The sequence below is a fragment of the Bradyrhizobium sp. BR2003 genome (genome assembly GCF_009720285.1).
GTDB lineage: Bacteria > Pseudomonadota > Alphaproteobacteria > Rhizobiales > Xanthobacteraceae > Bradyrhizobium > Bradyrhizobium elkanii.
Genome location: NZ_SMYJ01000030.1, coordinates 207,368 through 230,051, shown reverse-complemented (window position 1 = coordinate 230,051; position 22,684 = coordinate 207,368). Strand labels below are relative to the sequence as shown.

Below are 22,684 nucleotides of genomic sequence, written 5' to 3'. Positions count from 1 at the left end.
GCCTGCAGCATTCTCGGAGCTCGGGGCGCCGAGGTCTCGTTGCAATCCCTATGCCGGGATGGCCGCGAAATTGAGACAGCTTTGCTGTCCTAACTACGACCTTGCCAAATTTTTGTCTATCACACAAGCGCGAGGAAGTCCTCGCCCGCATGCTCGGATCGAACGGCTCGGCGGGCCGCGCCGCGCCCCTGATTCGAAGCAAACACGCCGTGATCTGGCCCAAGGAGCGACCAAGGACCGCCGAATTTGAAACTGAAATTTTGCTCCGGGGCAAGCCGGGAAGAGAGCGGGAACGCTCCCAAGGGCGGGGCAGACAGGAGTTACGGCGATGAAGTTGTTCACAGGTTCGGTTGCGGCCGCGGCCCTCGCGCTCAGCGCAGCCGCGGCCGAGGCCCAGCTGGCGACGCCCGCCCGGATCGGCAGCCCGCTTTTGGTCAGGGTATCCGACATGGACGGGCCCTATGCCGCCATGCCCGAGGTTCCGCCGCCGCCGCGCTACGGCCGTGTGCCGAGCCTGTTGCCGCCGGTCGAGGTCTACACCGTGCTCCGCGAGAACGGCTATCTGCCGCTTGGCGCGCCCCGGCAGCGCGGGTTCGTCTACACGATCTCGGTGATCGACCAGGGCGGCGACGATGGCCGGCTGGTGATCGATGCCCGCGACGGCCACATCATCCGCTTCACGCCGGCCTCTCGACTCGGCGACAATTATGAAGAGGAAATGAGCGCGACCGACGGTCCCATCGGGCCGATGCCGCGGCCGATCCAGGCCCGGGTGCCGCGCCCGCCACTCCCGATCCCGCATGTCGCCAGCCGCGTGCCGGTGCCCAAACGCAGCCCGCTCTCGGCCAAGGCCCAGGCTCCGGCCCCGGCCGCCCAGGCTCCGGCGACCCAGGCTCCCGCCCCGGCGGCTCAGGCCGCCGTCCCGCAGGCGGCCACCCCGCAGCCTGCCCAGGCAGCTGCACCCGCGCCGGCCGAGCAAGCCACAGCCGCCCCGAAGCCGGCCGAGGCACAGGCTGCGCCGCAAGCCGTCCAGCAAGCCGCGGCTCCGACCGTCGGTCAGGGGGCTCCGCCGCCGGCGCCCGCGATCCTGCCGACCCAGGCAATGCCCAAGGTGCAGGGATTGGAGTGACCCGCATCGCTCGATAGCCCGTAGCCCGGATGGAGCGCAGCGAAATCCGGGAACCTTTCTTCGTCGGCGAAGGCCCCCGGATTGCGCTGCGCTCCATCCGGGTTACGAAGGCTTGATCTGGGCCACGGCCCGCCGCACAAAAAACGCCCCGGTTTCCCGGGGCGTTTTCGCAATCAGCCAATATCTGCTGACGCGGGGCTTGTTGCTTAGGCGGCGACCTTGCCGGCCGAGCCGTCAACGACCTGCGGGGCCTTCTCGCCGCCGCCGATCGGAATGCTGCGGGGCTTCTTGGCCTCGGGAATCTCGCGGACGAGATCGACGTGGAGCAGACCGTTCTCGAGCGAAGCGTTCTTCACCTGCACGAAGTCGGCAAGCTGGAAGACGCGCTCGAAGGCGCGGGAGGCGATGCCGCGATAGAGCACTTCGGAGCCGTTGCCGGAGTTCTCGTTGGCGCTCTTCTCGCCCTTGATCGTCAGCGTGTTTTCCTTCGCGACGATCGAAAGCTCGGCCTGCGAGAAGCCGGAGACCGCAACGCTGATCCGGTAAGCATTCTCGCCGGTGCGCTCGATGTTGTAGGGGGGATAGCCGGGGCTGCCGTCCGAGGTCACCTGATCGAGCAGGTTGAAGAGGCGGTCGAAGCCGACGGTGGAACGATAAAACGGAGTGAGGTCGTAGCTACGCATAGGAATAGTCCTCCAATGAGCGACTGTTTCAGTTACCCGCCCGCCATCGGGCCGGGCTTAGATGTGTGCAGCCTGATGTTTCGGTTCCGAAACACTGGTAGCGGCCTGCACGGAGATGATATGGGAGGGGTCACGTCGCGTTCAAGAGGCGGAAACCGCGTCGCATTTTTTGGCGCCGGCGTCCTTGATCTCCACCCTGTCTCACCACTCCGGTCCCCTTCATGACGCTCGTCTCGATTCCCGCCAACCCGGTTCCGGACGACGTTGTCAGTGGCACCATCAAGACACCAGACGGCGCCGAGCTGCGCTTTGCGCGCTGGGCGCCGCCGCCCGGCCGCAAGGGCACGGTCTGCGTGTTCGGCGGGCGCGGGGAGATGATCGAAAAATATTTCGAGACCGTGCGCGATCTGCGCGACCGCGGCTTTGCGGTGGCGATGATCGACTGGCGCGGGCAGGGCCATTCGTCGCGACGGCTGCGCGATCCCCGCAAGGGCTATGTGCGCGACTTCGCCGACTACGAGGTCGATGTCGAGACCTTCGTGCAGCAGGTGGTGCTGCCGGATTGTCCGCCGCCTTATTTCGCGCTGGCGCATTCGATGGGCGGCGCGGTGATGCTGCGCCTCGCACATGCCGGCAAGCGCTGGTTCGACCGCATGGTGCTGTCGGCGCCGATGATCGATCTGCCGCGCCGTCGCGTGTCGTTCTTCCCGAGTGCGCTGCTTCGGATCATGCGGCTGGCCGGGCAGGGCGGCCGCTATGTACCCGGCGGCAGCGACGAACTGGTCGGCCTCGCGCCCTTCATCGGCAATCCCGTGACCAGCGATCCGGTGCGCCACGCACGCAACGCGGCGATCCTGGAAGAAGACCCGACGCTCGGCATCGCGGCGCCGACGATCGCCTGGGCCGACACCGCGTTCACCGCGATGCGCACCTTCCGCGGCATGTCGTATCCGTCCGAAATCCGCCAGCCGATCCTGATGCTGGCGGCGAGCAGTGACGAGGTGGTGTCGACGGCCGCGATCGAGGAGTTCGCCTATCACTTACGCGCTGGCTCGCATCTCGTGATCGCCGGCTCCAAGCACGAGATCCTGCAGGAGCAGGACCGCTACCGCGGCCAGTTCTGGGCGGCGTTCGACGCGTTCGTGCCGGGCACGCCGCTGTTCAAGTAATCGGCGACTCAGCCGTTCAACAGCGCGACGATCCGATCGGGAAAGCGCTTGTCCACGAACAGCGTCCTGACCTCGGCGACGCTGAGATAGCGGTCCTTGCCTTCGCCCTTGCCCATGATGTCGAGCAGAACCGGCCACTCGCCGAGCATCAGGAGCGGATAGTAGCAGTGCAGGATGCCGTAGGACGGCGGATGCTCGTCCTTGGCGCGCTGGAAATTAGCCGCCATGAAGGTCTTGATCTCGGCGGCCGACAGCCCGCGTTCGACGCTGCCGTCGGGGGCCTTGTAGTCCTTGCCGAAGGTCGCGAGCCGCGCGATCTCGTCCTCATGGACCACCGCGTGCTGGTCGAGGATGCGCGAGCCGGCGCCGTGCTTGTCGAGCGGGCCGTTGCGCAACGCGTCGAGAATGGCGCCCTGGAACAGGCTGCGCAGCTGGCTGAAAGGACCGAGGCCGTTGGCGATCTGCGCCACCAAGAAGATCTTCGCCCGTGCCGTGAACCCCTCGAACCCGGTCTTGCCGGTTGCGCGCCCGATGGTGCCGGTCAGTTCAGGCAGCGGCACGATATGGCCGCCGACATAGTTGCCGGCGACGAGCGCCCGCAGGAACGGGCAGGGGTTGTCAGGAGAAATCTGCGGGGCGGGCGCCGCGCGTGCAGCCGTATCGGACATCAAACCACATCCTGAAAAGCGTCAGCTTAAAAAACATCCATTACCGGTGGATGAATTCGCTCAGGAATCGACGGCGAATTTCGAGGTGGACGCAACCAGAGCGAGTTTGCCGAACGGCAGGCCGGCTTTCAAGAGGCCGTCGCGATAATGCGCGATGTCGGCCGGGTTCTTCCAGTGGAAATTGCGCAAGTGACGCTCGACCGTCAGCTCGGGATGGTTGGCGAGCAGGGCCTCGGCTGCCTGCGCCGCCTCGTCGGCGCGGCCGAGCTGGGCGAGCGCTGCGGTGCGCACCGCAAGGCACTGCAGATGGTTCGGGTTCAGATACAGCCCCTCGCGCGACCATGACAGCGACGCGTCATATTGCCCGAGCAGATAATGGCTGAACGCGTTCAGCGCCGCCCATTGGTAGCGCGGGTCGCTGTTGCCGCGCTGGACCGCCGTCGAGAACAGATCGACCGCCTTGCGATGGTCGCCGATCACCATGTGGCAGATTCCCAGCACGCCGCGCGCGCCCATGTCGTAGGGGTTGAGCTCGATCGCCCGCTTGATGGCGTCCATTGCGGCTTCGTAATGGCCCTGCATCGCATGCAGATAGGCCAGCAGCGAAAACGCGAACGAGGAGCGCGGGTCGAGCCGCACGCTGCTCTCGGCCAGGCTGACCGACGAGGCCCACAATTCGCGCGTGCTCGGAATCCAGCCGAACTGGATGCTCTGGATCTGGATCAGCGCGAGATAGGCGCGCGCGATCGACAGCGCGGGGTCGAGCTCGATCGCCTCCTTGAACAGCGCGATCGCGGTTTCGCAATCGTCCTTGGTCTGCTGATAGTAGTGCGATAGACCCTTCAGGAAGCGATCCCACGCCGTCAGTTCGGCGTTCGGCGAGCGCGCCGGCGCCGAGGCCTCGGCGCGATAGATCTCCTGCGCGACGGCGGCGGAGAGATTTGCGGTGATCTCGTCCTGCATCGCGAACAGGTCGCCCATGTCGCGGTCGTAGCGGCCGGTCCACAGCTGCTCGCCCTTCTCGGGTGCGATCAGTTCGGCGGAGACGCGGATCTTGTTGCCGGCGCGCCGTACCGAACCCTGGATCAGATAGGTTGCGTCGATCTCGCGCGCGATCAGCCGCGTCGAGACGTTCTTGCCCTTGTAGGCGAAGGTCGAGTTGCGGCTCAGCACGCGATAGAAGGATTGCAGCGACAGCGCGTGGATCAGGTCCTCGGTCAGACCGTCCGAGAAGTATTCGTCGGCGCCGCCGCTCAGATTGTCGAACGGCAGCACGCCGACGATCGCGGTCCGGTATTGCCCCGGCAGATGCGGCCCGTCTTCCGGCACCTGCTCCTGGGCATCGGATCCGGCCGGTGCCCAGGTCCAGACATTGACAGGCTCGGCGATGTTCTTGAAGCGATGCGGGCCGGCGTCGACGAGAGTGACGGCAAGCCGCCGTCCCGCTTCGGTGCGGGCCTTGTCCGACACCGCGATGCCGCCGGGCGTTGCGACCGTCTCGAGACGGACGGCGATGTTGACGTCGTCGCCGAACACCTCGTCCTCGTCAGCCATGACGTCGCCCATGTGGACGCCCATCCGGAAGTGCATGGCGCGGTCGGCCGGCAGATGTTCGTTGCGCTCGGCCATCAGGGTCTGCATCGCGACTGCGGCCTCGATCGCGCCGATGATGCTCGGAAATTCCAGCAGGAAGCCGTCGCCGGTGTTTTTGACGATTCGGCCGCCATGGTTGAGGATGATCGGGTAGATCGCGCTACGGTGCGCCTTGAACGAGGCATGCGTCCCCGCCTCGTCGGCCCCCATCATGCGGGAATAGCCGGCGATGTCAGCGCAAAGAATGGCAGCGAGCCGTCTTTCCATGTCTCCTGTGCCCTGGAACGGCCACTTAGCCGAGGTGACCGAATCCGATACTTACAAGACAGGCCGGGTCCGGCGGAAGCCCGGTTTGCAGGCACCTATAATGCATAGTAGCAAGAATTGGCATGCGACCAACGGATCGTACAGTCGTTTCTCTACTGAATTCGTGTGTCGCTGGGATGGCGCCGGCTGGCTGATCATCCCTTCCGGGCGGTTACTTGCATAGGTTAACGTCGCTGACATGCTGGGAATTCACGAACTTTGGCTGTTTGTCCTGTCCGGGCTGCTGCTCAACGTCACACCGGGGCCGGATACCGCCTATATCATCGGGCGCACGATTCAGCTCGGATGGCGCGGCGGAGCCGCTGCGGCGATCGGAATCAGCTGCGGCTGCCTGGTTCATGTGCTGGGCGCGGCGATCGGGCTGTCGGCGCTGCTGATGGCCTCGTCGGCCGCGTTCCTGGCCGTCAAACTGGTCGGCGCGGCCTATCTGGTGCTGACCGGTCTGCAGATGCTGCTGGCGCGCGCCAAGCCGGTCGCTGACATCACCGGGCAGGGCGGCGAGACCTCGATTTCGCGCGTGTTCTGGCAGGGGGCGCTGACCAATATCCTCAACCCCAAGGTGGCGCTGTTCTTCCTGGCGTTCCTGCCGCAATTCGTGGCGGCCGATTCGCCGCACAAGACGCTCGCCTTCCTGGTGCTCGGGCTGATCTTCATCACCGGCGGCACGCTCTGGTGCCTTGGTCTTGCGGCGTTCGCGGCGCGGGCTGCCGGCCGCATCAGGCGATCGGCCGGCGTGATTGCCTGGATCAACCGCTCGCTTGGCGCGCTGTTCATCTATCTCGGCGTCCGCGTCGCGACGCTGGAGGCGCGCTAGCTTGCGCCTTGGCGCTCTGGCTGTGCCGCTCTAAAGCGCGATGTGATTAGGTTGAATCGTCATCGCGCTTTAGCTCTTTGTTTGAGCATGATCTTTTCGGAAAATCGCTTCGCGCTTTTCCGGATCATGCTTTAGCCGTGGATCTTGAGCAGCGCGCTGCCGGCAAGATAGATGCCGAGCAGGATCATCGAGATCAGGAACCAGCGGCGGAACGCCTCCGGCTGCATCCGCGTGCGAACCGCCTGTCCGATGAACATGCCCGTGAACGATGCCGCCATCGCGACCGCGCCCGGCAGCGCGGTGGTCGCCGTCAGCAGGCCCGAGGCCGTGAGATTGAAGGCGAGCGCGACGGTCGCGGTGGTGAAGAACACGCCGAGCGCCTGCACCAGTTCGTCCTTCTCCATGCCGATCGCCTGCATGAATGGCATCGAGGGGATGACCTGAACGCCGGTCGCCGCCGAGATCAGCCCGGTGATGACGCCGACGATGCCGCCGATCCATTTCTCGTCGCGACGCGCGACCTTGAAGCTGAACCGGCTCAGGCCGACGATCGCGTAGATTACCAGCAGCACGCCCAGCACGACGGTGCCGTAGGCAGCGTAAGGCCCGGTCAGCAGCCCGGCATTGATCCAGATCCCGGCCACGGTGCCGAGCATCAGCGGCCACAGCCGCTTGATAATGTCGCGCAGATAGGGGCCGACGAAGGTCTGCCAGACATTGGTGACGATCGCCGGCACGATCACGATCGCGATCGCCTGGCCCGGCGCCATCGTGGTTGCGAGCAGCCCCATCGCGACCGTCGGCAAGCCGAGGCCGAGCGTACCCTTGACGAAGCCGGCGAGCAAAAAGGCGAAGGCGATGAAGATCAGGAGATGGTCGACCATGGCGGCACATTGACCGATCGATGCGAACGGCACAATCTGGAGGTTACGGAGTTAGCCTTCGGGCAGCCCGAAGGCGGGAAACGTCATGCGGTTCGACCTGACCGATTTGCAATTGTTCATCGCGGTTGCCGATGCGCGCAGCATCACCCAGGGCGCGGCGCGCGCGAACCTTGCGCTGGCTTCGGCCAGCGAGCGGATCAAGGGCCTCGAGGAGGCGCTTGGCGTCGCACTGCTCAAGCGCGGCCGCCGCGGCGTCGAACTGACGGCGGCGGGCGAGAGCCTGCTCGGCCACGCCCGCATCGTGATCCACAATGTCGAGGCGCTGCAAAGCGATCTCGCCGCCTATGCCAGCGGCGTGCGCGCCAACGTGCTGCTGCTCGCCAACACCTCGGGCCTGTCGGAACATCTGCCGCGCGCGCTCGCGGCCTTCCTGCACGAGCATCCCGATATCAGCGTCGACGTCGAGGAGCGCGAGAGCACCGATATCGCGACCGCGATCGCCAGCGGCGCCGCCGATCTCGGCTTCGCCGCGGAACACGCGCTGCCCGACAGCGTCGAGCGCTTTCTGTTCAGCGAGGACCGCTTGATGCTGGTGGCGTCGCGGCGCAGCGACCTCGGCGGCCGCCGTCAGATCGACTTCCAGGAAGTGGTCGGCCGCGATTTCGTCGGCCTCACGGCAGCGTCGGCGCTGCAGGTCCATATCTCGCGGCACGCCGCAAAGCTCGGTGCGCGGCTGCGCTTTCGCGCCCGCCTGCGCGGCTTCGACGCGATCTGCCAGATGGTCGCCGCCGATGTCGGCATCGCCGTGATCCCGGAGACCGCGGCGCGGCGCTGCGCGGCGTCGATGCCGATCACGACGATAAGGATCCGCGACGCCTGGGCCAACCGCCGGCTGACGATCTGCGCGCGCAGCTTCAAGGCGCTGCCGCGGGCGGCCAAGCAGCTCGTGGACTATCTGCGCGCCGAGGCGCAACGCTGACGGCAGGCTCATTTCGTCGTCACCACGCCGGCGTCCTGGATCACCTTCGCCCACTTCCTGATGTCGGCGGCGATGAAGTCGCGGAAATGCTCCGGCGTATCGCCGGCCAGTGTCAAACCTTGCTCGGCGAGCTTTTGCTTGACGATCGGATCGGCCATCGCCGCGGTGGCGAGCTGGTTCAGCCTGGCGACGATCGCTGGCGGCGTTCCGGCCGGCGCGACCATGCCGTACCAGTTCTCGATGATCAGGTCGGGCATGCCGGTTTCCGCCGTGGTCGGCACATCGGGCGCGGTCGGCGCGCGTTCGCGCCCGCCGAGCGCGATCGGCCGCAGCGCGCCCGCCTTGATCTGCGGCAGGATCACCGGCAGGTCGAGGAAGGTCATCTGCACCTGCTGGCCCAACAGGTCGTTCACCGCCGGCGCGGCACCGCCATAGGGCACGTGCACGATGTCGACCTTCGCCGTCAGCTTGAACAATTCGCAGGCGAGATGCGGCAGGCTGCCGGGGCCGGAGGAGGCGAAGTTGAGCTTGCCCGGTTGCGCTTTGGCGAGCGCGACCAGTTCGTTCATGTTCTTCGCCGGCACGTCGGCGGCGACCACCAGCATCTCCGGCACCGTCGCGACCAGCGTCACCGGCGCGAGGTCCTGCAGCGTGTCGTAGGCGACCTTCTCCATGCTCGGGCTGATCGCCAGCGCGCCCGCGCTCGCGATCGCGACCGTGTAGCCGTCGGGCGCACCCTTCGCGACCGCGTCGGTGCCGAGCACGCCGCCCTGGCCGGCGCGGTTGTCGACGATGACGGGTTGCCTTGCGAGCTCCGAGATCTTCTGCCCGATCACCCGTGCGATGATGTCGTTCGGCCCGCCGGGCGGGAACGGCACGATCAGCCGGAGCGGCTTGGTCGGGAAATCCTGGGCGAAAGCCGTGACGGGGGCGAGAATCAGGAGAAGGGCTGCGAGCAGCCTGCCGCACATCGTCATGTCGCCCATCCCTGACTTTTCTGGTTGCGGTCAGGATGGGCGCAGATCAGGCGCCCGGCAACTCAAGAATCAGGCCAGGAACTCAGGCGTTCAGCAGCTTCATCGCCGTTTCGTGCACGCGCGGGTCGCCGGCCGCGATGATCCGGCCGCCGCCTTGTGCCGGCCTGCCGTCCCAGGTGGTGACGACGCCGCCGGCGCCGGTGACGATCGGGATCAGGCCGGCAATGTCGTAGGGCTTCAGCTCGGTCTCGACCACGAGGTCAAGATGGCCGGCGGCGAGCATGCAATAAGAGTAGCAGTCGCCGCCGTAGCGCGACAGGCGTGCCGCGTTCTCGATGCGGCCGAAGCGGGCGCGGTCATCCGGATTCATCAGTAGCGGGCTCGTGGTGAAGACGGTCGCTTCCTTCAGCGAGGCGCAGCGCCGCACCGAGAGCCGCCGCTCGCCCGACGGGCCGGAGTAATGCGCCGAGCCGTTGTCGCCGGAGAAACGCTCGCCGATATAGGGCTGGTGCATCATGCCGAATACCGGCGTACCTTTGTGCAGCAGCGCGATCAACGTGCCCCAGATCGGAAAGCCGGCGATGAAGGATTTCGTGCCGTCGATCGGATCCAGCACCCAGACATAGTCGGCGTCCTCGCGCTCATTGCCGAACTCCTCGCCGACGATGCCGTGCTGGGGGAAGTTCGACTTGATCAGCCGCCGCATCACGGCTTCCGCTGCGCGGTCGGCCTCGGTGACCGGATCGAAATCATTCGAACTCTTGTTGTCGACCGAGAGCGAGGTGCGGAAGAAGGGCAGGATGGTTTCGCCGGATGCGGTCGCGAGGCGGCCGATGAAGGCGGTAAAGTCGATGACCGTCACGGCATGTCCCTGAACTGCGCAAACGACGCGGTAGAAATCGGATGCGTTCTTGCCTAGCTCAATCCGGCGCGGCGCGCACGATTAACGGAGTGTTATCCAGCCCCCGATGACGCGGTTCCGGACTTTCGATTTGGCTTCGGATTCGAAAGCGCCCCAGGTCTCGGCCTCGATCACGAAGTTGCGAATTCTGGTATACAAGCTATGCGCAAAGCGCCGACCGCTCGGGGCTTCCCTTGTAAGGTATTGATCCTAAATACGGAAAGCCGCTCCTGCCGGCCTGTTGCAGTTTCGCCAGACTTTCCAACATTACCCAAGAAATGTTTCGAAAGTTCTTGCGTTTTGTGCAGCGCGGTCGCATATTGTTGCGGTGCGGTAGCGCCTCGCGCTATCGCTGCCCTCCTTGGGCGTTTCCTCCCTAGACTTGGGCCGCTTGTTCATTCAAGCGGCCCTTTTTTCTTGGGCCGTCGTTTCCGCAAGTGAACTGAGAATCCAGTTCGGCGCTTGTCGCGCCGCCGGCGTGAATTCGTGGTTCATGACTTCGTCGGGATCGCAGTGCCCGACGAAGGATTGTTTACTCCGCGGCCGCCTGGAACGGGCCGAGATCGCCGAACGGGATTTTCGCCAGCGCATCCGCCAGGCTGGCGAAGTCGGCGGCCACCTGCGCGAAGCGCGGCCCGCGCTCGCGGCGCCGCTCATCCATATAGACCGCGCGGTTGAGCTCGATCTGCACGGTGTGCAGGCCGCTCGCCGGGTTGCCGTAATGCTCGGTGATGAAGCCGCCGGCATAGGGCTTGTTGCGGCCGATCGAATAGCCGAGCGAGCTCATGATCTCCTCGACGAGGTCGGGCAACAGCGGCGCGCAACTCGTGCCGTAGCGGTCGCCGATCACGACGTCGGGCCGGCGCGGCTCGTCGCGCGACACACCGACCGAAGGCATCGAGTGGCAGTCGACCACGATCACCGCGCCGAACGCCTGGTGCGCCTTGTTGATCAGCCGGCGCAGCGCGCGGTGATAGGGCTTGTAGAGCACCTCGATCCGGCGCAGTGCCTCGTCGACGTCGAGCCGCTCGCGATAGATCTCCTGGCCGTCGCCGACCACGCGCGGGATGGTGCCGAGGCCGCCGGCCACCCGCATCGAGCGCGTATTGGCGAAAGTCGGCAGCCGCCCGGTGAACATCCGCGGGTCGAGCTCGTAGGGCTCTCGGTTCACGTCGACATAGGAGCGCGGGAAATTGACCCGTACGATCGGAAAGCCGCGATCGCTGAGGCCCGCGATCAGCTCGTCCATGAACGAGTCTTCGGAGCGGCGCAGCGACACCACATCGATTCGCGACGCCTCGATGAATTCGGCCGGATAGACCGAGCCCGAATGCGGGGAATTGAAGATGATCGGCGCGCGCCAGGCCTGCGGCTCAACGATCTCGAACGGGGGCGACAACTCGCCAGCAAATTCGGTCATTCCCTTGGCGCCGTCCCTTGCGTCCGCCTCGCCCGTAACAACTGAGTGTGCCGGAAAAGCGGAGATTTATGGGCACACATTGTCGGTAATCGCGATCATTCTGCCAAGTGAAAAGAGCGTGGTTTCAGCTGGAACGCGTCTTAAAAGCAGCGGAAGCGGCACCTGGTTGATTCGATGTCCGGTTCGGTCCACAAATGGGTGGCGCGCATTTGCCGCTGGCTTGACGCAAATTTCACCCGAAATTTACCGTCTGTCGGGCTAACTGTTCGGACTGCTCCTCAAGCCGGATTCGACGATTCCTGCCATGCCGAAAATACTTCTCGCCGAAGACGACACCGATATGCGCCGCTTCCTGGTCAAGGCGCTCGAAAACGCGGGTTTCAAGGTCTCGCCGCACGACAACGGCATGTCGGCCTACCAGCGGCTGCGCGAGGAGCCGTTCGAAATGCTGCTCACGGACATCGTGATGCCCGAGATGGACGGCATCGAGCTGGCGCGCCGGGCCTCGGAACTCGATCCCGATATCAAGATCATGTTCATCACCGGCTTCGCCGCGGTGGCCCTCAATTCCGATTCGGAGGCGCCGAAAAACGCCAAGGTGCTGGCCAAGCCGGTGCACCTTAGGGAATTGGTCAGCGAAGTGAACAAGTTGCTGGCGGCCTGATTCGCCAAAAAACCTTCACTTTGTATCCTTGCCTGCCCCGCCGCCGTCCGTTATAGGGACCCGATCCAAATACGCTTTGGGTGCGTAGCTCAGCGGGAGAGCACTACCTTGACATGGTAGGGGTCACAGGTTCGATCCCTGTCGCACCCACCACGCTTCGCCCTGACGGGCTTCGCGTGGTGCAGCCACGCGGAGACCTTCAGGGCGAAGCGTGTCCGGGCGTAGCTTGAACGCAGTGAAAGCGAAGACGGAGGACGGCGCCGAAGCCCAACGGGCGGAGGCGGGCCTGCGGCCGCGAGCTACGGCTCGGCCATCCACGCTTCACAACGATGAAGTCGTGGTTTCCGTTCAACCTGCCAAACAGCTTGTCGATGTCATCACCCGGCATGCGGTGATCCAGTATTCCAGAGACGCCGGTGCTTGAGCGAGAAGCCGCTGCGTACTCCATGTCCGCATCCGCAGGCACGGCAAGTGGATGCGAGCACATGACTCTTCCCACGGGTCGTCCCTGACGACACTGAGTGGGTGCCTCGACCGTTGAGTCATACGCCGGCATTCGCGTGACCTCGTCTTGTCCAAGCTTTGCCGTCGCTATGGGGGGCGGTCGGACGGAAGCCGGTAGCGCCAGGTTTCGCCGGCGAGAACTGCGCGCTGTCGATGCACAACGGAGGGCCATTCGGAGCGAACCATGCTCAGGACCGCAGCATCGGCGGACGGATCTTCATCGGCTGCGAAATATGCGCGAAGCCTTCCCTCGCAGCGGAAGCCGAGGTCGACGTAGAGATCAAGCATGTGCCTCAGGCGCCAGTCCAGATGCAACTCGGTCCGCTCGACCCCGAGCACCTCGAACGCATACCGCGTCATGAGATGTGCAACGTGACTGACGAGCACGACCTCGTCCAGTCGTCCGATGGTCCAGATGGGGGCGAACGTAGCCCGCTTCTCGTGCCGGTCGATCGCGCCGAACCCTGAAACGCCGAGAAGGTCTCCCGATCCCGCGGCCTCGATTGCGAACGCGGCCGCGGTGTCGACCTCGTCCCGTGCCGCCGCCAGGCATGCGGTATTCGGCCGGTCAGATGTGCCGCGATCGAGCCGCCGCAACATGGCTGCCTCGCGAAGCTGCGCTGCGCGCGAAGACTCCGGGCCGGTGATCCTGGTCAACAGGATAAGGTCGGTGGCGAAGCTTGCATGGTTGCTCGACGGGTGCATGCCCTATTGACGCACTCGATGCGCATGCCGTCAAATGACCGGAACGCCAGATCATATGCAAATTGGTCATGCCCCTCAATCCAAGACATGTCGACCTGTTTCGAGAGGTCGTGCGCCACAACGGAATCACGAAGGCCGCCTTGAGCCTTCGGGTGGGGCAGCCTTTCATCAGCCGCGCGATCGCACGTCTCGAGCGCGAGATCGGTTTTGCGTTGTTCGAACGCGGGCGAGGCGGCGTTACGCTGACGCCGGAAGGCGAGATATTCCTGCGCGAGGTCGAGAGAAACCAGGCTGGCCTCGAGTATCTGGCGCGCGCCGCGCGGGGCATTCGCGAGCGCGGCAGCGGGACGCTCAGGATCGCATGTCTTCCGGCGTTCACCTATTCGTTGATGCCGCAGATCGTCAGCAGCTTCCTGCGGAAGAATCCCGACATCGTCGTATCCGTGGCTGTCCACAGCCCCGAGCGGGTCTGGAGTCTGGTGGCGTCGGGACAATGTGACGTCGGACTGGCGCGGCCGCAGGCCGGGTTTGCCGCGGTCGACGACGAACTCCTCATGACAACGGAGGCGGTCTGCGTCCTGCCCCGCCAGCACCGGTTGCGCTCGAAGCGATCGATCGCAGCGCAAGATCTGCGAGGAGAGCCCATGATCGCAGCTTCCCCGAGCGCACCGCATCGATCCCGCTTTGAACGGATCCTCGACGAGGCCAAGGTCGAGATCAAGACGGTCGCGGAGATCCAGTACAGCATGCAGCGTTGTGCTCTGGTCGCGCAGGGACTGGGTTTCTCGATCGTCGACCCGATCGTGGCTCGGGATTTTGCAAGCTCCAGAATCGTGCTCAAGCCGTTCGTGCCACGGCTGGAGATCGCCACCATGTTGCTGCTTCCTTCGCAGCGGCCGCGAAGCCGTCTTGCGCTGCAATTCTGCGACCTGCTGCGCACCGAAACCGCGGAGTACAGGAAGTCCGCGCGTGTGCGGGCTTGAGCAACAGCGGCCGGGTCTTCTCTCGCGTTGCGCGCGCCGAAAAAATTGACGAGCTCCTGTGACTTTCGTCATCTCGACGCTCATGTGTGAATGCCGCAGCGTGCCCGCGCATGTACGCCGTGCGCCGCATGCGCGCGTACGCGCTAGATTGCCGCATCATTGGGCAAGAGTGTTCGCAATGCGATCGTTCGCTCGGAATCAATATGTCACCTACCGTGCTTAGCTCGCGCCTCTCATGCGACATGCGCCTGATCTCGGCGCGGAGATCGGGAAAATTTTCTGAAGAATCCGCGATGATGCGTTGCCCGATCGCATCGCATGAACGCAATCTTGGATTTCTGCACGAGGCGCGTTGCCGCCCCTCTGGTTCTCGCGCAGATTGTTCTCTAGATCAGTCGAGCCGGCTCGTGACGGAGCATCCGAGCTTGATACGGCAATGACGCGACAATGATGAACGCCATGTGCGAGCACGACTGCCAGAGGAACCTGCGTCAACCCTATCGGGAGCGGCCGGCTTAAGCCGTCGATGTCCGCATCCCAAAATGCCTCTTCCTTGTCTCCCCGAAATTCGCCTGTCTGTGAGCGGCCGGCGACGCAACCTTGGGAATGCGCTTCCGTTGAGCCAACGTTCGTCGTTCGCGCCAACGGGGCACGAAAGTACATGCAACCAGACGACAAGACGCCGGCACATGGAGCGCAGCTCCTGGAATACGTTCCCTTGCCGCGCGAGCCGCGGAACATCAGGGATATAACCCCCGCCCCGCCGCGGCTGTTCTCGACACGACACTATCCGCCCTCGGAGCAGTTCGAGGTCTGGAAGACGCGGATGGCTTCGCTGGTCGACGTTGCGCCACCCGAAGGTCATAGCCCTGCGCACGGGTTCCTGGTGGAGTACCTGACCTGCAACATGGCCGATGTCGTCTTCACGTCGGGGCGATTCGCCGCGCAATCATTCGCCCGCGTCATCAAACCGTCGCATGGCGCACCCGTCGATATCTGGTGGCTGTACCGGGTACGCTCCGGCGAAGCCCGCTTCGAGACCGCAGAGCGGCGGATTCACGCCGGGCCGGGCGCCTTGTTCCTGATCTCGCTCGACGAGGATTTCCGCGGCAGCATCACGGACTATGACGGCCTGGTGCTGGGCTTGCCGCGCCAGTCGTTCGCTGATGTGGCCGATCAGCTCGACGGTGTCTGCAATATTCTACTCGAAGGCAATCTGATCGAATTGCTGGCCGATTACCTCGACCGGCTCGAAACGCGCATCACCCTCATGTCCTCGGAGGAGTTGAGGCAGGCGGGGCGGGCGACCGCGCAGATGATCGCCGCGTGCATCCAACTCTCCTCGGATCGGCTGGAGCAGGCGCGCGGCGCGATCGAGTCGGTGCTGTTCGAGCGTGCGCGTCTTTATATCGAGTCACATCTCGCCGACTTCGACCTGACGCCGGACCGCATCGCGCAGCAATTGCGGATCTCGCGTTCTGCCCTCTACCGTGCATTCGAGAGCGTCGGCGGCGTTGCCGGTTACATCCTGCGCAAGCGGTTGCGCGCGGCGCATGCAGAACTTGTCGGCAGTCCCGACCGGCAGGTGCAGGAGATCGCCTATCGCCACGGCTTCAAGCTGGCGTCGGATTTCACGCGCGCGTTCCGCCGCGAATTCGGCGTCAGCCCCCGCGAGATGCGCGAACGCGTGCGCCGCCGATCAATCGGAGGTTGAGAGATGTGCGAACATCTCCTGGTGTGTCAGACCAATCCTTCAACTTGTGAGACGATCTGCGCGCTATTTGGACGTGCTGCTGGGTGACGTCGCCAAATATGTGTCTATCATTTTCCTTATGACGACTCGGGGCACATTGGTGGGGCAGTCGAGCGAGCGCTGGATCGCAAGATGCGCTCGTTGAATTCGACACATCGTTGGCCAGGACGGGACGATGATCGTGTGCACGATCATCGTTATTTTTTCGCGTGTGCGGCCGGCGGGCCCGCGCGTCGGCCCGGTCCATGGCGCGTCGCCTCCGGCGTCTGGACCAGATGTCGCGAAAGGGGCGCACCATGGCTGTCGCACACAACTCACCAAGATCGCTGAAGCCTCGAGGCCGCGCCGGCTTCGTCCGAAGCTGGGTCGCATCGGGCGATGCGGGCAGCACTTCGCTGCGGCGACGGCTATTGGCCGTGCTGCGTCAGGCGCATCGGACGCTCGGGGTGAAGCGGGATCGGCTGGGACTTGGTGCGCTGGGGGTCGGGGGACCGGCGGTCGCGGCGACGCTCGGCGTGTTCGCCTTGATGGCGATCACCGCCTCGACTGCCAGCGCCGGAAGCGTGCAGCTTGGCGGCGGAAGTGCGACGGGCACCGATTCCGTGGCGATCGACACCGGCTCGTCGGCAAGCGGGCTGCGCGCCATCGCGATCGGAAGTGGAGCAAACGCGGCCGGATTGGATGCCGTTGCCCAAGGGACGGGCACCAGCGCAGGCGCCCAGAATGCCGTTGCGATCGGTTTCCAGTCGATCGCGTCACAGCTAAACTCCCTGTATCTTGGTTCGCGCACGGCTGCGGGAACCGGTGCGCTTGCCGTGAGCGCCATCGGCATCGGCACGGATGTGACCGCATCGCAGGCCGACGCGATCGCAGTTGGGCGTGCATCCGTTGCGTCGGCACAATACTCGGTGGCGCTCGGCCTGAACGCCAAGGCAACGGGCACTGGCGGCGCGATGGCGCTGGGCCAGGGCACGGTCTCGAGTGGGGTCAACTCGGTCGCGCTCGGCGTTCAATCCGTCGCTACCGGCGCCGGCGCGAGCGCCTTGGGCACGTTCGCCAATGCCACGGGAGGCAATGCTACTGCGGTCGGCGTCAGCTCCTTGGCGAGCGCCAACTATTCGTGGGCCGGAGGCTGGGCATCTGTTGCCTCGGCGGACAGCGCGACTGCTCTTGGCAAGCAGGCGACCGCGTCGGGGATCAACTCATTCGCCGGAGGCAGCTCCAGCAACGCAGGCGCAGATTTTGCCGTGGCTGTGGGCAACCAGGCGCAGGCGCTCTCTACCGGCGGCTCGGTCGCAATCGGATCGGGCGCAATCGTCAACAATGCAGCGACGGGCGGCATCGCGATCGGCAACAATGCGGCATCCGCCGGCATCAATTCGCTCGCGACCGGCGTTGGGGCCAGTGCCGCCGGCACAAGTTCGCTGGCGATCGGCACTGCCTCAAATGCGAGTGCCGCCGCCAGTACTGCGGTTGGCAACACGGCCGTTGCCAGCGGCCAAAACGCCTCCTCATTCGGGTCTGGAGCGCACGCGACTGGGGACAATTCTCTCGCGGCCGGCGTCAGCGCCAGCGCCAGCGGAATCGCCAGTACCGCACTCGGCATCGGCGCCAATGCGTCGGCTACGAGCGCCATCGCCGTCGGTAACAATGCCGCGGCCAGTTCCGCCAATGCTGTCGCCGTGGGCACCAACGCGACGGCTTCCGGCGGACAGGCCGTGTCCATCGGCGCGAACAACGTCGCCTTTGGCAACGGCGCGGTGGCGATCGGTGATCCGAGCTACGCCAGCGGCACCGGCGCTTTCACCGGCGGCGCGAACAACATCGCCAACAGTGACGGCACGGCCAGCGCCACCGCCGCCAACCAGGCCGCCGGCGCAGTCGCGATCGGCAACAATAATAAGGCGATCGGGCAGGGCTCCGTGGCGCTCGGCAATGGCTCGACCGCGGGCGCCGCCGGTCTAGCGGGCAATGTCGCGCTGGGCAACGGCGCCACCGCGGCGGCAAGCTCCGGCGATGTCGCGCTCGGCTCCGGCAGCGTCACCGCTACGGCTGTCAACACGCCGAACACGGTGATCAACGGCACCACCTACAGCTTTGCGGGGACGACGGCGACCTCGACCGTCAGCGTCGGTGCGCTCGGCGCCGAGCGCACCGTCACCAATGTCGCGGCGGGGCGGATCAGCGGCTCTTCGACGGACGCGATCAACGGCTCGCAGCTCTGGGCCACCAACCAGGCGGTCGACGGCCTCGCGACCACCGTCAACAACATCAACACCGGCGGCGGCATCAAATATTTCCACGCCAACTCGACGCTGGCCGATTCCTCCGCCGCGGGCACCGACTCGGTTGCGATCGGACCGGTGTCGACCGCGACCGGAAGCGGCTCGGTGTCGATCGGCAACGGCGCGACCGCCGCGAACGCCAACGATATTGCGCTCGGCTCGGGCAGCGTGACCACCACGGCGGTCGGCACGCCGGGCGTCACGATCGGCACCACCAACTACGCCTTCGCCGGCACGACCCCGCTCTCGACCGTCAGCGTCGGCTCGGTCGGCAACGAGCGCACCATCACCAATGTCGCGGCGGGACGGATCGGCATCGGTTCGACCGATGCGATCAACGGCTCGCAGCTGTTCGCCGCCACTTCGGCGATCGACAGCCTCTCGACCGTCGTCAGCAACGGCCTGACGCATTATTACGGCGTCAACGACGGCGGTACCCAGCAGGCCAACTACAACAACAACGGCGCGACCGGCGTGAACTCGATGGCCGCCGGCGTTGCTGCGTCGGCGACTGCGGCAAATTCCTCCGCGCTCGGCTTCAACACCCAGGCGACGGTGGATGGCGGCGTCGCGATCGGCTCGGGGTCGATCTCCAACCGCGCGCTCGCGCCGGCGTCCGGCACGATCGGCGGGACCATCATCCCCTACAACACCACTGATCTCGCGCTGCTCGGCGCGGTGTCGGTCGGCAATGCGACGAGCTATCGGCAGATCACCAACGTGGCCGACGGCACCCAGGACAGCGACGCGGTCACCGTGCGGCAGCTGACCGGCGCACTGACGTCGTTCGCGACCACGACGACGAAATACTTCCACGCCAACTCGACGCTCGCCGACTCGCTCGCGGTCGGCAACAACTCGGTCGCGGTGGGCCCCGCGACCGTGGTCAATGGCGACAACGGCATCGGCATGGGCTTTGGCGCGACGGTGCAGCAGACCGCGCCCGGAGGCATCGCGATCGGCCAGAACTCGGTGTCCAACTTTGCCGATTCGATCGCGTTCGGAACCAGCGCACAGGCGAACGGCGTCCAGTCGGTGTCGATCGGCGCCGGATCCCAGACCACCAACCCGACCAGCGTCGCACTCGGTCCGAACGCCAAGGCGACGGCGCAGGCCGGCGACGTCGCGCTCGGCGCCAATTCGACCACCTCCACGGTGGTCAAGACCGCAAGCACCACGATCGCCGGCACTACCTACAATTTCGCCGGCACTGACCCGACCTCGACGGTCAGCGTCGGCAGCGCCGGGGCGGAGCGCACCATCACCAACGTGGCCGCAGGCCAGATCTCCTCGACCTCGACCGACGCGATCAACGGCTCGCAGCTCTGGGCCACCAACACCTCGCTCGCGGCTCTCTATACCACCGTCAGCAACATCTCGACCGGCGGTGGCGGCGTCAAATACTTCCACGCCAACTCGACCGCGGCGGATTCCATTGCGACCGGTGCGGAGAGCGTCGCGATCGGACCGCAATCGGTGGCGAGCGGGGCGAACGCGGTGTCGATGGGCAACGGCTCGGCGGCGTCGGCCGATAACTCGGTTGCGATCGGCGCCGGCGCCAAGGCGACCCAGGCCAACTCGCTGGCATTGGGCGCCAACTCGACCACGACGGCGAATCTCAGCGATGCGGCCTATACGCCGGTCGTCGGCAAAAGTGTCGCAGGCGTAGCGACCGGCGAAGTGTCGGTCGGCTCGTCCGGCGCCGAGCGGCGCGTCACCAATGTCGCCGCGGGCTCGGCCGCGACCGATGCGGTCAACGTCAGCCAGCTCCAGGCGGTGGCGAACAGCTCGATCCGCTACGACAGCGATGGCGCAGGCGGCACCACCAACAAGCTGACGCTGAACAGCGGCAATGGCGCGCCGGTGACCATCAGCAATGTGGCGGCGGGTGTCGCCGGCACCGATGCGGTCAACGTCAACCAACTCAATAGCGCGTTCCAGCAACTCAATGGCCAGATCGGCGAGGTGCGGCAGGACGCCTGGCGCGCCGCCGCGATCGGCATGGCCGCAGCGTCGCTGCGCTATGACGACCGGCCTGGCAAGCTCAGCGCCTCGGCGGGCGGCGGCGTCTGGCGCAGCCAGGGCGCGCTCGCCTTCGGCATCGGCTACACCAGCGAGAACGGCAAGCTGCGCACCAACGCGGCGGCGACCAGCGCCGGCGGCGACTGGGGCGTCAGCGCCGGCGTGAGCCTGACGCTCAATTGACCCTGACGGCGACGAGGCGGCTGGCGTGTCTGGCGGCGGCGATCTGGCTCTGCGCGGCGGCGGATGCGGCCGCGCAGGGCGCGCCGCCACCTGCCTACGCCGTGAAGCCGTCGGACGTCGTGGTGCCGGAAGGCGAGACGCTCGGCGAGTTCAGGCGGATGATCCAGCCGTTCAAGAACTGGACCTTGATCTGCGACGAGAGTCTCAAATCGAAGCGCCGGGTCTGCAACGTCACGCAGTCGATCGTCAACGCGCAGGGCGCAGTCGCCTTCAACTGGTCGCTGATCGCGACCGCCGACGGCAAGCCGCTGATGGCGATGCGGATCCCCGCGGCCGCCGGCGTCGGTGCGCGAATCGAGCTCGCGATGGGCGACAGTCCGGACCACATCGTCGCGCAGACCGATCGCTGCGACCCCAATTTCTGCTTCGCCACGATTGCGATCGGCAACGTGCTGCGGCGGCACATCCGCGCGGCGACGCCGTGCCTGGTGTCATACCAGCTTCCGCAAGGACCGATCGTGCTGGAGGCGCCGCTCGACGGACTGTCCGGCGTGCTGGCGAAACTGAAATGAGCCGAGGTCGGACATGCGGATGTGGCGATCGGGTATCCGGCTCGAGACTGACACGCGAAGTGAAAAGGACGAATGGTCGATGCGGCGCACCCTTGGATTGATCTTTGTTGCGGTCGTCGTGGCCGCACTCGGTGCTGCCGGCGTCGTGGTCTACGCGCAGCAGAGCCTGCCGGTACCATTGCAGCCGGCGACGCCGGCGCCGGCCAAGAAGCCCGCCGCTGCCGCGAAGCCGCAGCCGCACAAGCCGCGTCCGCAGGAGACGCAGACGCCGCCGGCCGCCGCGGCATCCGTGCCGCCGCAGCAGGCGGGGCAGCAACCGACCGTGTTCGAGGAGCATGCGCGGCAGGGCAACATTGTGGCCTGCGCCAATCTGTTCGGGACGCTCGGCCGCGGTCTCGCGATGAACTCCACCTACACCGCGCAGTCGCAGTGGGACGCCAAGGCCGGCAATTCGCATTCGGTGCAGTCGCTGGTCGCGCTCGCACCTAACCAGCCCAGCCAAGCCACCCCCGCCGCCAATCAGCAGGCCGCCGGCATCGTGTTTGCCGCGCCGGTCGGATCGTCCTGCGAAGGCAATCTGGTGCGGGTGACGCCGCGGACGGAGAATTGCTCCACGGTTGCCGCCGAGCTCGCGAAGCTCAACGGACAAACCGGCGCGCTCGGCGACCTCGCAACGATCGCACTGCCGAACGGTGCACAGGTGGTGCTGATTCCGCTAGGCAATGCCTGCGTCGCGGTGACGGCGCTGCGGGTCGCCGGGTAACGCTGCTGGTCGGCTGGCCCGCCGCGTCGCGTCGATTCGGCCGATCTCACCAATGACGCCAGCGATGATGCCAGCGCGGGTAGCCGCCGCGATAGTAGGCATATGCTGGGCGCACCACGTGACGATAGCGGTAGCCGTAATAGGCCGGCCGGTATCCGCTGTAATATGTCGTGGTGTAGCCGCCGCCCCAACGATACGGCGCAGCGTAATAGCCGTCGTCATAGGCATAGCCGCCGTAGCCGTAATAGGCGGGCGAATAGCCGTAACCGTAGCCGTAGCCGGGGTAGCCGTAACCATAGGCATAGCCCGGATAACCATAGGCTGACGAGGCGAGGCCGCCGACGACTGCGCCGGCGATCAATCCGCCTGCGACCGCGGGACCCCACCCCCACCCGCCGTGTCCCCACCGTGCTTCGGCGGGCGCCGGGGCTGCGATGGCGCTCACCCCAAGCACACCGACTGTTGCAAGAACAAGGCCTGTCGTCCTCATGGGATCCTCCTCGATGATGTTTGCCCTGCCGGTCAACGGGGCAGGGGGGCATTGGTTGCGAATGGCGGCCCGCCTGCGACGAACCGGGCCTGCAACAAGCCCTGGTGACGAGATAGCCACAGTGGTGCTGCCGTTGACGGCGACGCAAATGTTCAAGGCCGAACGGAACCTGTTCCGATCCTCCGCCGGTCGCAGCGGATGATCCGCGCGAGCTTG

General features: G+C 65.7%; 19 protein-coding genes and 1 tRNA gene. 11 read left to right on the top strand and 9 right to left on the bottom strand.

Features of this window, described 5'->3' with window-relative positions; translation table 11 throughout:
• The first annotated feature begins 328 nt into the window (after positions 1-328).
• Positions 329-1,129: a hypothetical protein gene (locus tag E2I15_RS25445; protein ID WP_137476909.1), complete on the top strand. Its 801-nt coding sequence runs from the start codon at positions 329-331 to the stop codon at positions 1,127-1,129.
• Between the two features lie 206 nt (positions 1,130-1,335).
• Here the strand turns inward: E2I15_RS25445 and E2I15_RS25440 are convergent, their stop codons facing one another.
• A complete protein-coding gene (locus tag E2I15_RS25440) occupies positions 1,336-1,812 on the bottom strand; it encodes an Hsp20 family protein (protein ID WP_038384347.1) in 477 nt (158 codons plus the stop codon).
• Positions 1,813-2,033: 221 nt separating this feature from the next.
• On the opposite strand from E2I15_RS25440, the gene E2I15_RS25435 reads away from it, so the two are divergent.
• A complete protein-coding gene (locus E2I15_RS25435; protein ID WP_155262559.1) occupies positions 2,034-2,981 on the top strand; it encodes an alpha/beta fold hydrolase in 948 nt (315 codons plus the stop codon).
• Between the two features lie 8 nt (positions 2,982-2,989).
• Here E2I15_RS25435 and E2I15_RS25430 read toward each other — a convergent pair whose 3' ends face one another.
• Both E2I15_RS25430 and E2I15_RS25425 read right to left on the bottom strand, forming a co-directional pair.
• A complete protein-coding gene (locus E2I15_RS25430; RefSeq protein WP_137476910.1) occupies positions 2,990-3,649 on the bottom strand; it encodes a hypothetical protein in 660 nt (219 codons plus the stop codon).
• Positions 3,650-3,709: 60 nt separating this feature from the next.
• Complete coding sequence (locus E2I15_RS25425; RefSeq protein WP_028332882.1) at positions 3,710-5,509, bottom strand: adenylate/guanylate cyclase domain-containing protein; 1,800 nt, start codon at positions 5,507-5,509, stop codon at positions 3,710-3,712.
• A gap of 238 nt (positions 5,510-5,747) precedes the next feature.
• Between E2I15_RS25425 and E2I15_RS25420 the strand changes: the two genes are divergently transcribed.
• Positions 5,748-6,383 carry a LysE family translocator gene (locus E2I15_RS25420; protein WP_137476911.1) on the top strand — a complete coding sequence of 212 codons (636 nt, stop codon included), beginning with the start codon at positions 5,748-5,750 and terminating at the stop codon, positions 6,381-6,383.
• 131 nt (positions 6,384-6,514) lie between these two features.
• Here the strand turns inward: E2I15_RS25420 and E2I15_RS25415 are convergent, their stop codons facing one another.
• On the bottom strand, positions 6,515-7,267 hold the full coding sequence (locus E2I15_RS25415; protein ID WP_137476912.1) for a sulfite exporter TauE/SafE family protein: 753 nt from the start codon (positions 7,265-7,267) through the stop codon (positions 6,515-6,517).
• 85 nt (positions 7,268-7,352) lie between these two features.
• Here E2I15_RS25415 and E2I15_RS25410 point away from each other — a divergent pair, with 85 nt between their 5' ends.
• Positions 7,353-8,246: a LysR family transcriptional regulator gene (locus E2I15_RS25410; protein ID WP_137476913.1), complete on the top strand. Its 894-nt coding sequence runs from the start codon at positions 7,353-7,355 to the stop codon at positions 8,244-8,246.
• Positions 8,247-8,254: 8 nt separating this feature from the next.
• Here the strand turns inward: E2I15_RS25410 and E2I15_RS25405 are convergent, their stop codons facing one another.
• The 3 genes from E2I15_RS25405 to E2I15_RS25395 form a co-directional block, all read right to left on the bottom strand.
• Positions 8,255-9,232, bottom strand: a complete 978-nt coding sequence (locus tag E2I15_RS25405) for a tripartite tricarboxylate transporter substrate binding protein (protein WP_170991405.1) — start codon at positions 9,230-9,232, stop codon at positions 8,255-8,257.
• Between the two features lie 73 nt (positions 9,233-9,305).
• Positions 9,306-10,085, bottom strand: coding sequence for a histidinol-phosphatase (gene hisN, locus E2I15_RS25400; protein ID WP_137476914.1), 780 nt, complete (start codon positions 10,083-10,085; stop codon positions 9,306-9,308).
• Positions 10,086-10,656: 571 nt separating this feature from the next.
• On the bottom strand, positions 10,657-11,544 hold the full coding sequence (locus E2I15_RS25395; protein WP_137476915.1) for an N-formylglutamate amidohydrolase: 888 nt from the start codon (positions 11,542-11,544) through the stop codon (positions 10,657-10,659).
• Positions 11,545-11,848: 304 nt separating this feature from the next.
• On the opposite strand from E2I15_RS25395, the gene cpdR reads away from it, so the two are divergent.
• On the top strand, positions 11,849-12,208 hold the full coding sequence (gene cpdR, locus E2I15_RS25390) for a cell cycle two-component system response regulator CpdR (protein ID WP_016843340.1): 360 nt from the start codon (positions 11,849-11,851) through the stop codon (positions 12,206-12,208).
• A gap of 78 nt (positions 12,209-12,286) precedes the next feature.
• Positions 12,287-12,361 (top strand) — tRNA-Val (locus tag E2I15_RS25385).
• Between the two features lie 438 nt (positions 12,362-12,799).
• Here the strand turns inward: E2I15_RS25385 and E2I15_RS25380 are convergent.
• Complete coding sequence (locus E2I15_RS25380; protein WP_137476916.1) at positions 12,800-13,417, bottom strand: GNAT family N-acetyltransferase; 618 nt, start codon at positions 13,415-13,417, stop codon at positions 12,800-12,802.
• Between the two features lie 68 nt (positions 13,418-13,485).
• Here E2I15_RS25380 and E2I15_RS25375 point away from each other — a divergent pair, with 68 nt between their 5' ends.
• The 5 genes from E2I15_RS25375 (at position 13,486) to E2I15_RS25355 (ending at position 21,978) form a co-directional block, all read left to right on the top strand.
• Positions 13,486-14,400 (top strand): LysR substrate-binding domain-containing protein, encoded by a 915-nt coding sequence (locus tag E2I15_RS25375; RefSeq protein ID WP_137476917.1) that lies wholly within the window; start codon positions 13,486-13,488, stop codon positions 14,398-14,400.
• Positions 14,401-15,226: 826 nt separating this feature from the next.
• Positions 15,227-16,114 carry an AraC family transcriptional regulator gene (locus E2I15_RS25370; protein ID WP_246667914.1) on the top strand — a complete coding sequence of 296 codons (888 nt, stop codon included), beginning with the start codon at positions 15,227-15,229 and terminating at the stop codon, positions 16,112-16,114.
• Positions 16,115-16,449: 335 nt separating this feature from the next.
• Complete coding sequence (locus tag E2I15_RS25365) at positions 16,450-20,643, top strand: beta strand repeat-containing protein (RefSeq protein ID WP_137476919.1); 4,194 nt, start codon at positions 16,450-16,452, stop codon at positions 20,641-20,643.
• The gene (locus E2I15_RS25360; protein ID WP_137476920.1) at positions 20,640-21,215 is read left to right on the top strand and encodes an invasion associated locus B family protein; all 576 of its coding nucleotides are present in this window, start codon (positions 20,640-20,642) and stop codon (positions 21,213-21,215) included. The genes E2I15_RS25365 and E2I15_RS25360 overlap by 4 nt, the downstream gene beginning before the upstream one ends.
• Positions 21,216-21,294: 79 nt before the next feature.
• Positions 21,295-21,978, top strand: coding sequence for a hypothetical protein (locus E2I15_RS25355; RefSeq protein WP_137476921.1), 684 nt, complete (start codon positions 21,295-21,297; stop codon positions 21,976-21,978).
• Between the two features lie 46 nt (positions 21,979-22,024).
• On the opposite strand, the gene E2I15_RS25350 is transcribed toward E2I15_RS25355, so the two are convergent.
• Entirely contained in the window at positions 22,025-22,468 is a 444-nt protein-coding gene (locus E2I15_RS25350; protein ID WP_137476922.1) for a hypothetical protein, read from the bottom strand.
• Positions 22,469-22,684: the final 216 nt, after the last annotated feature.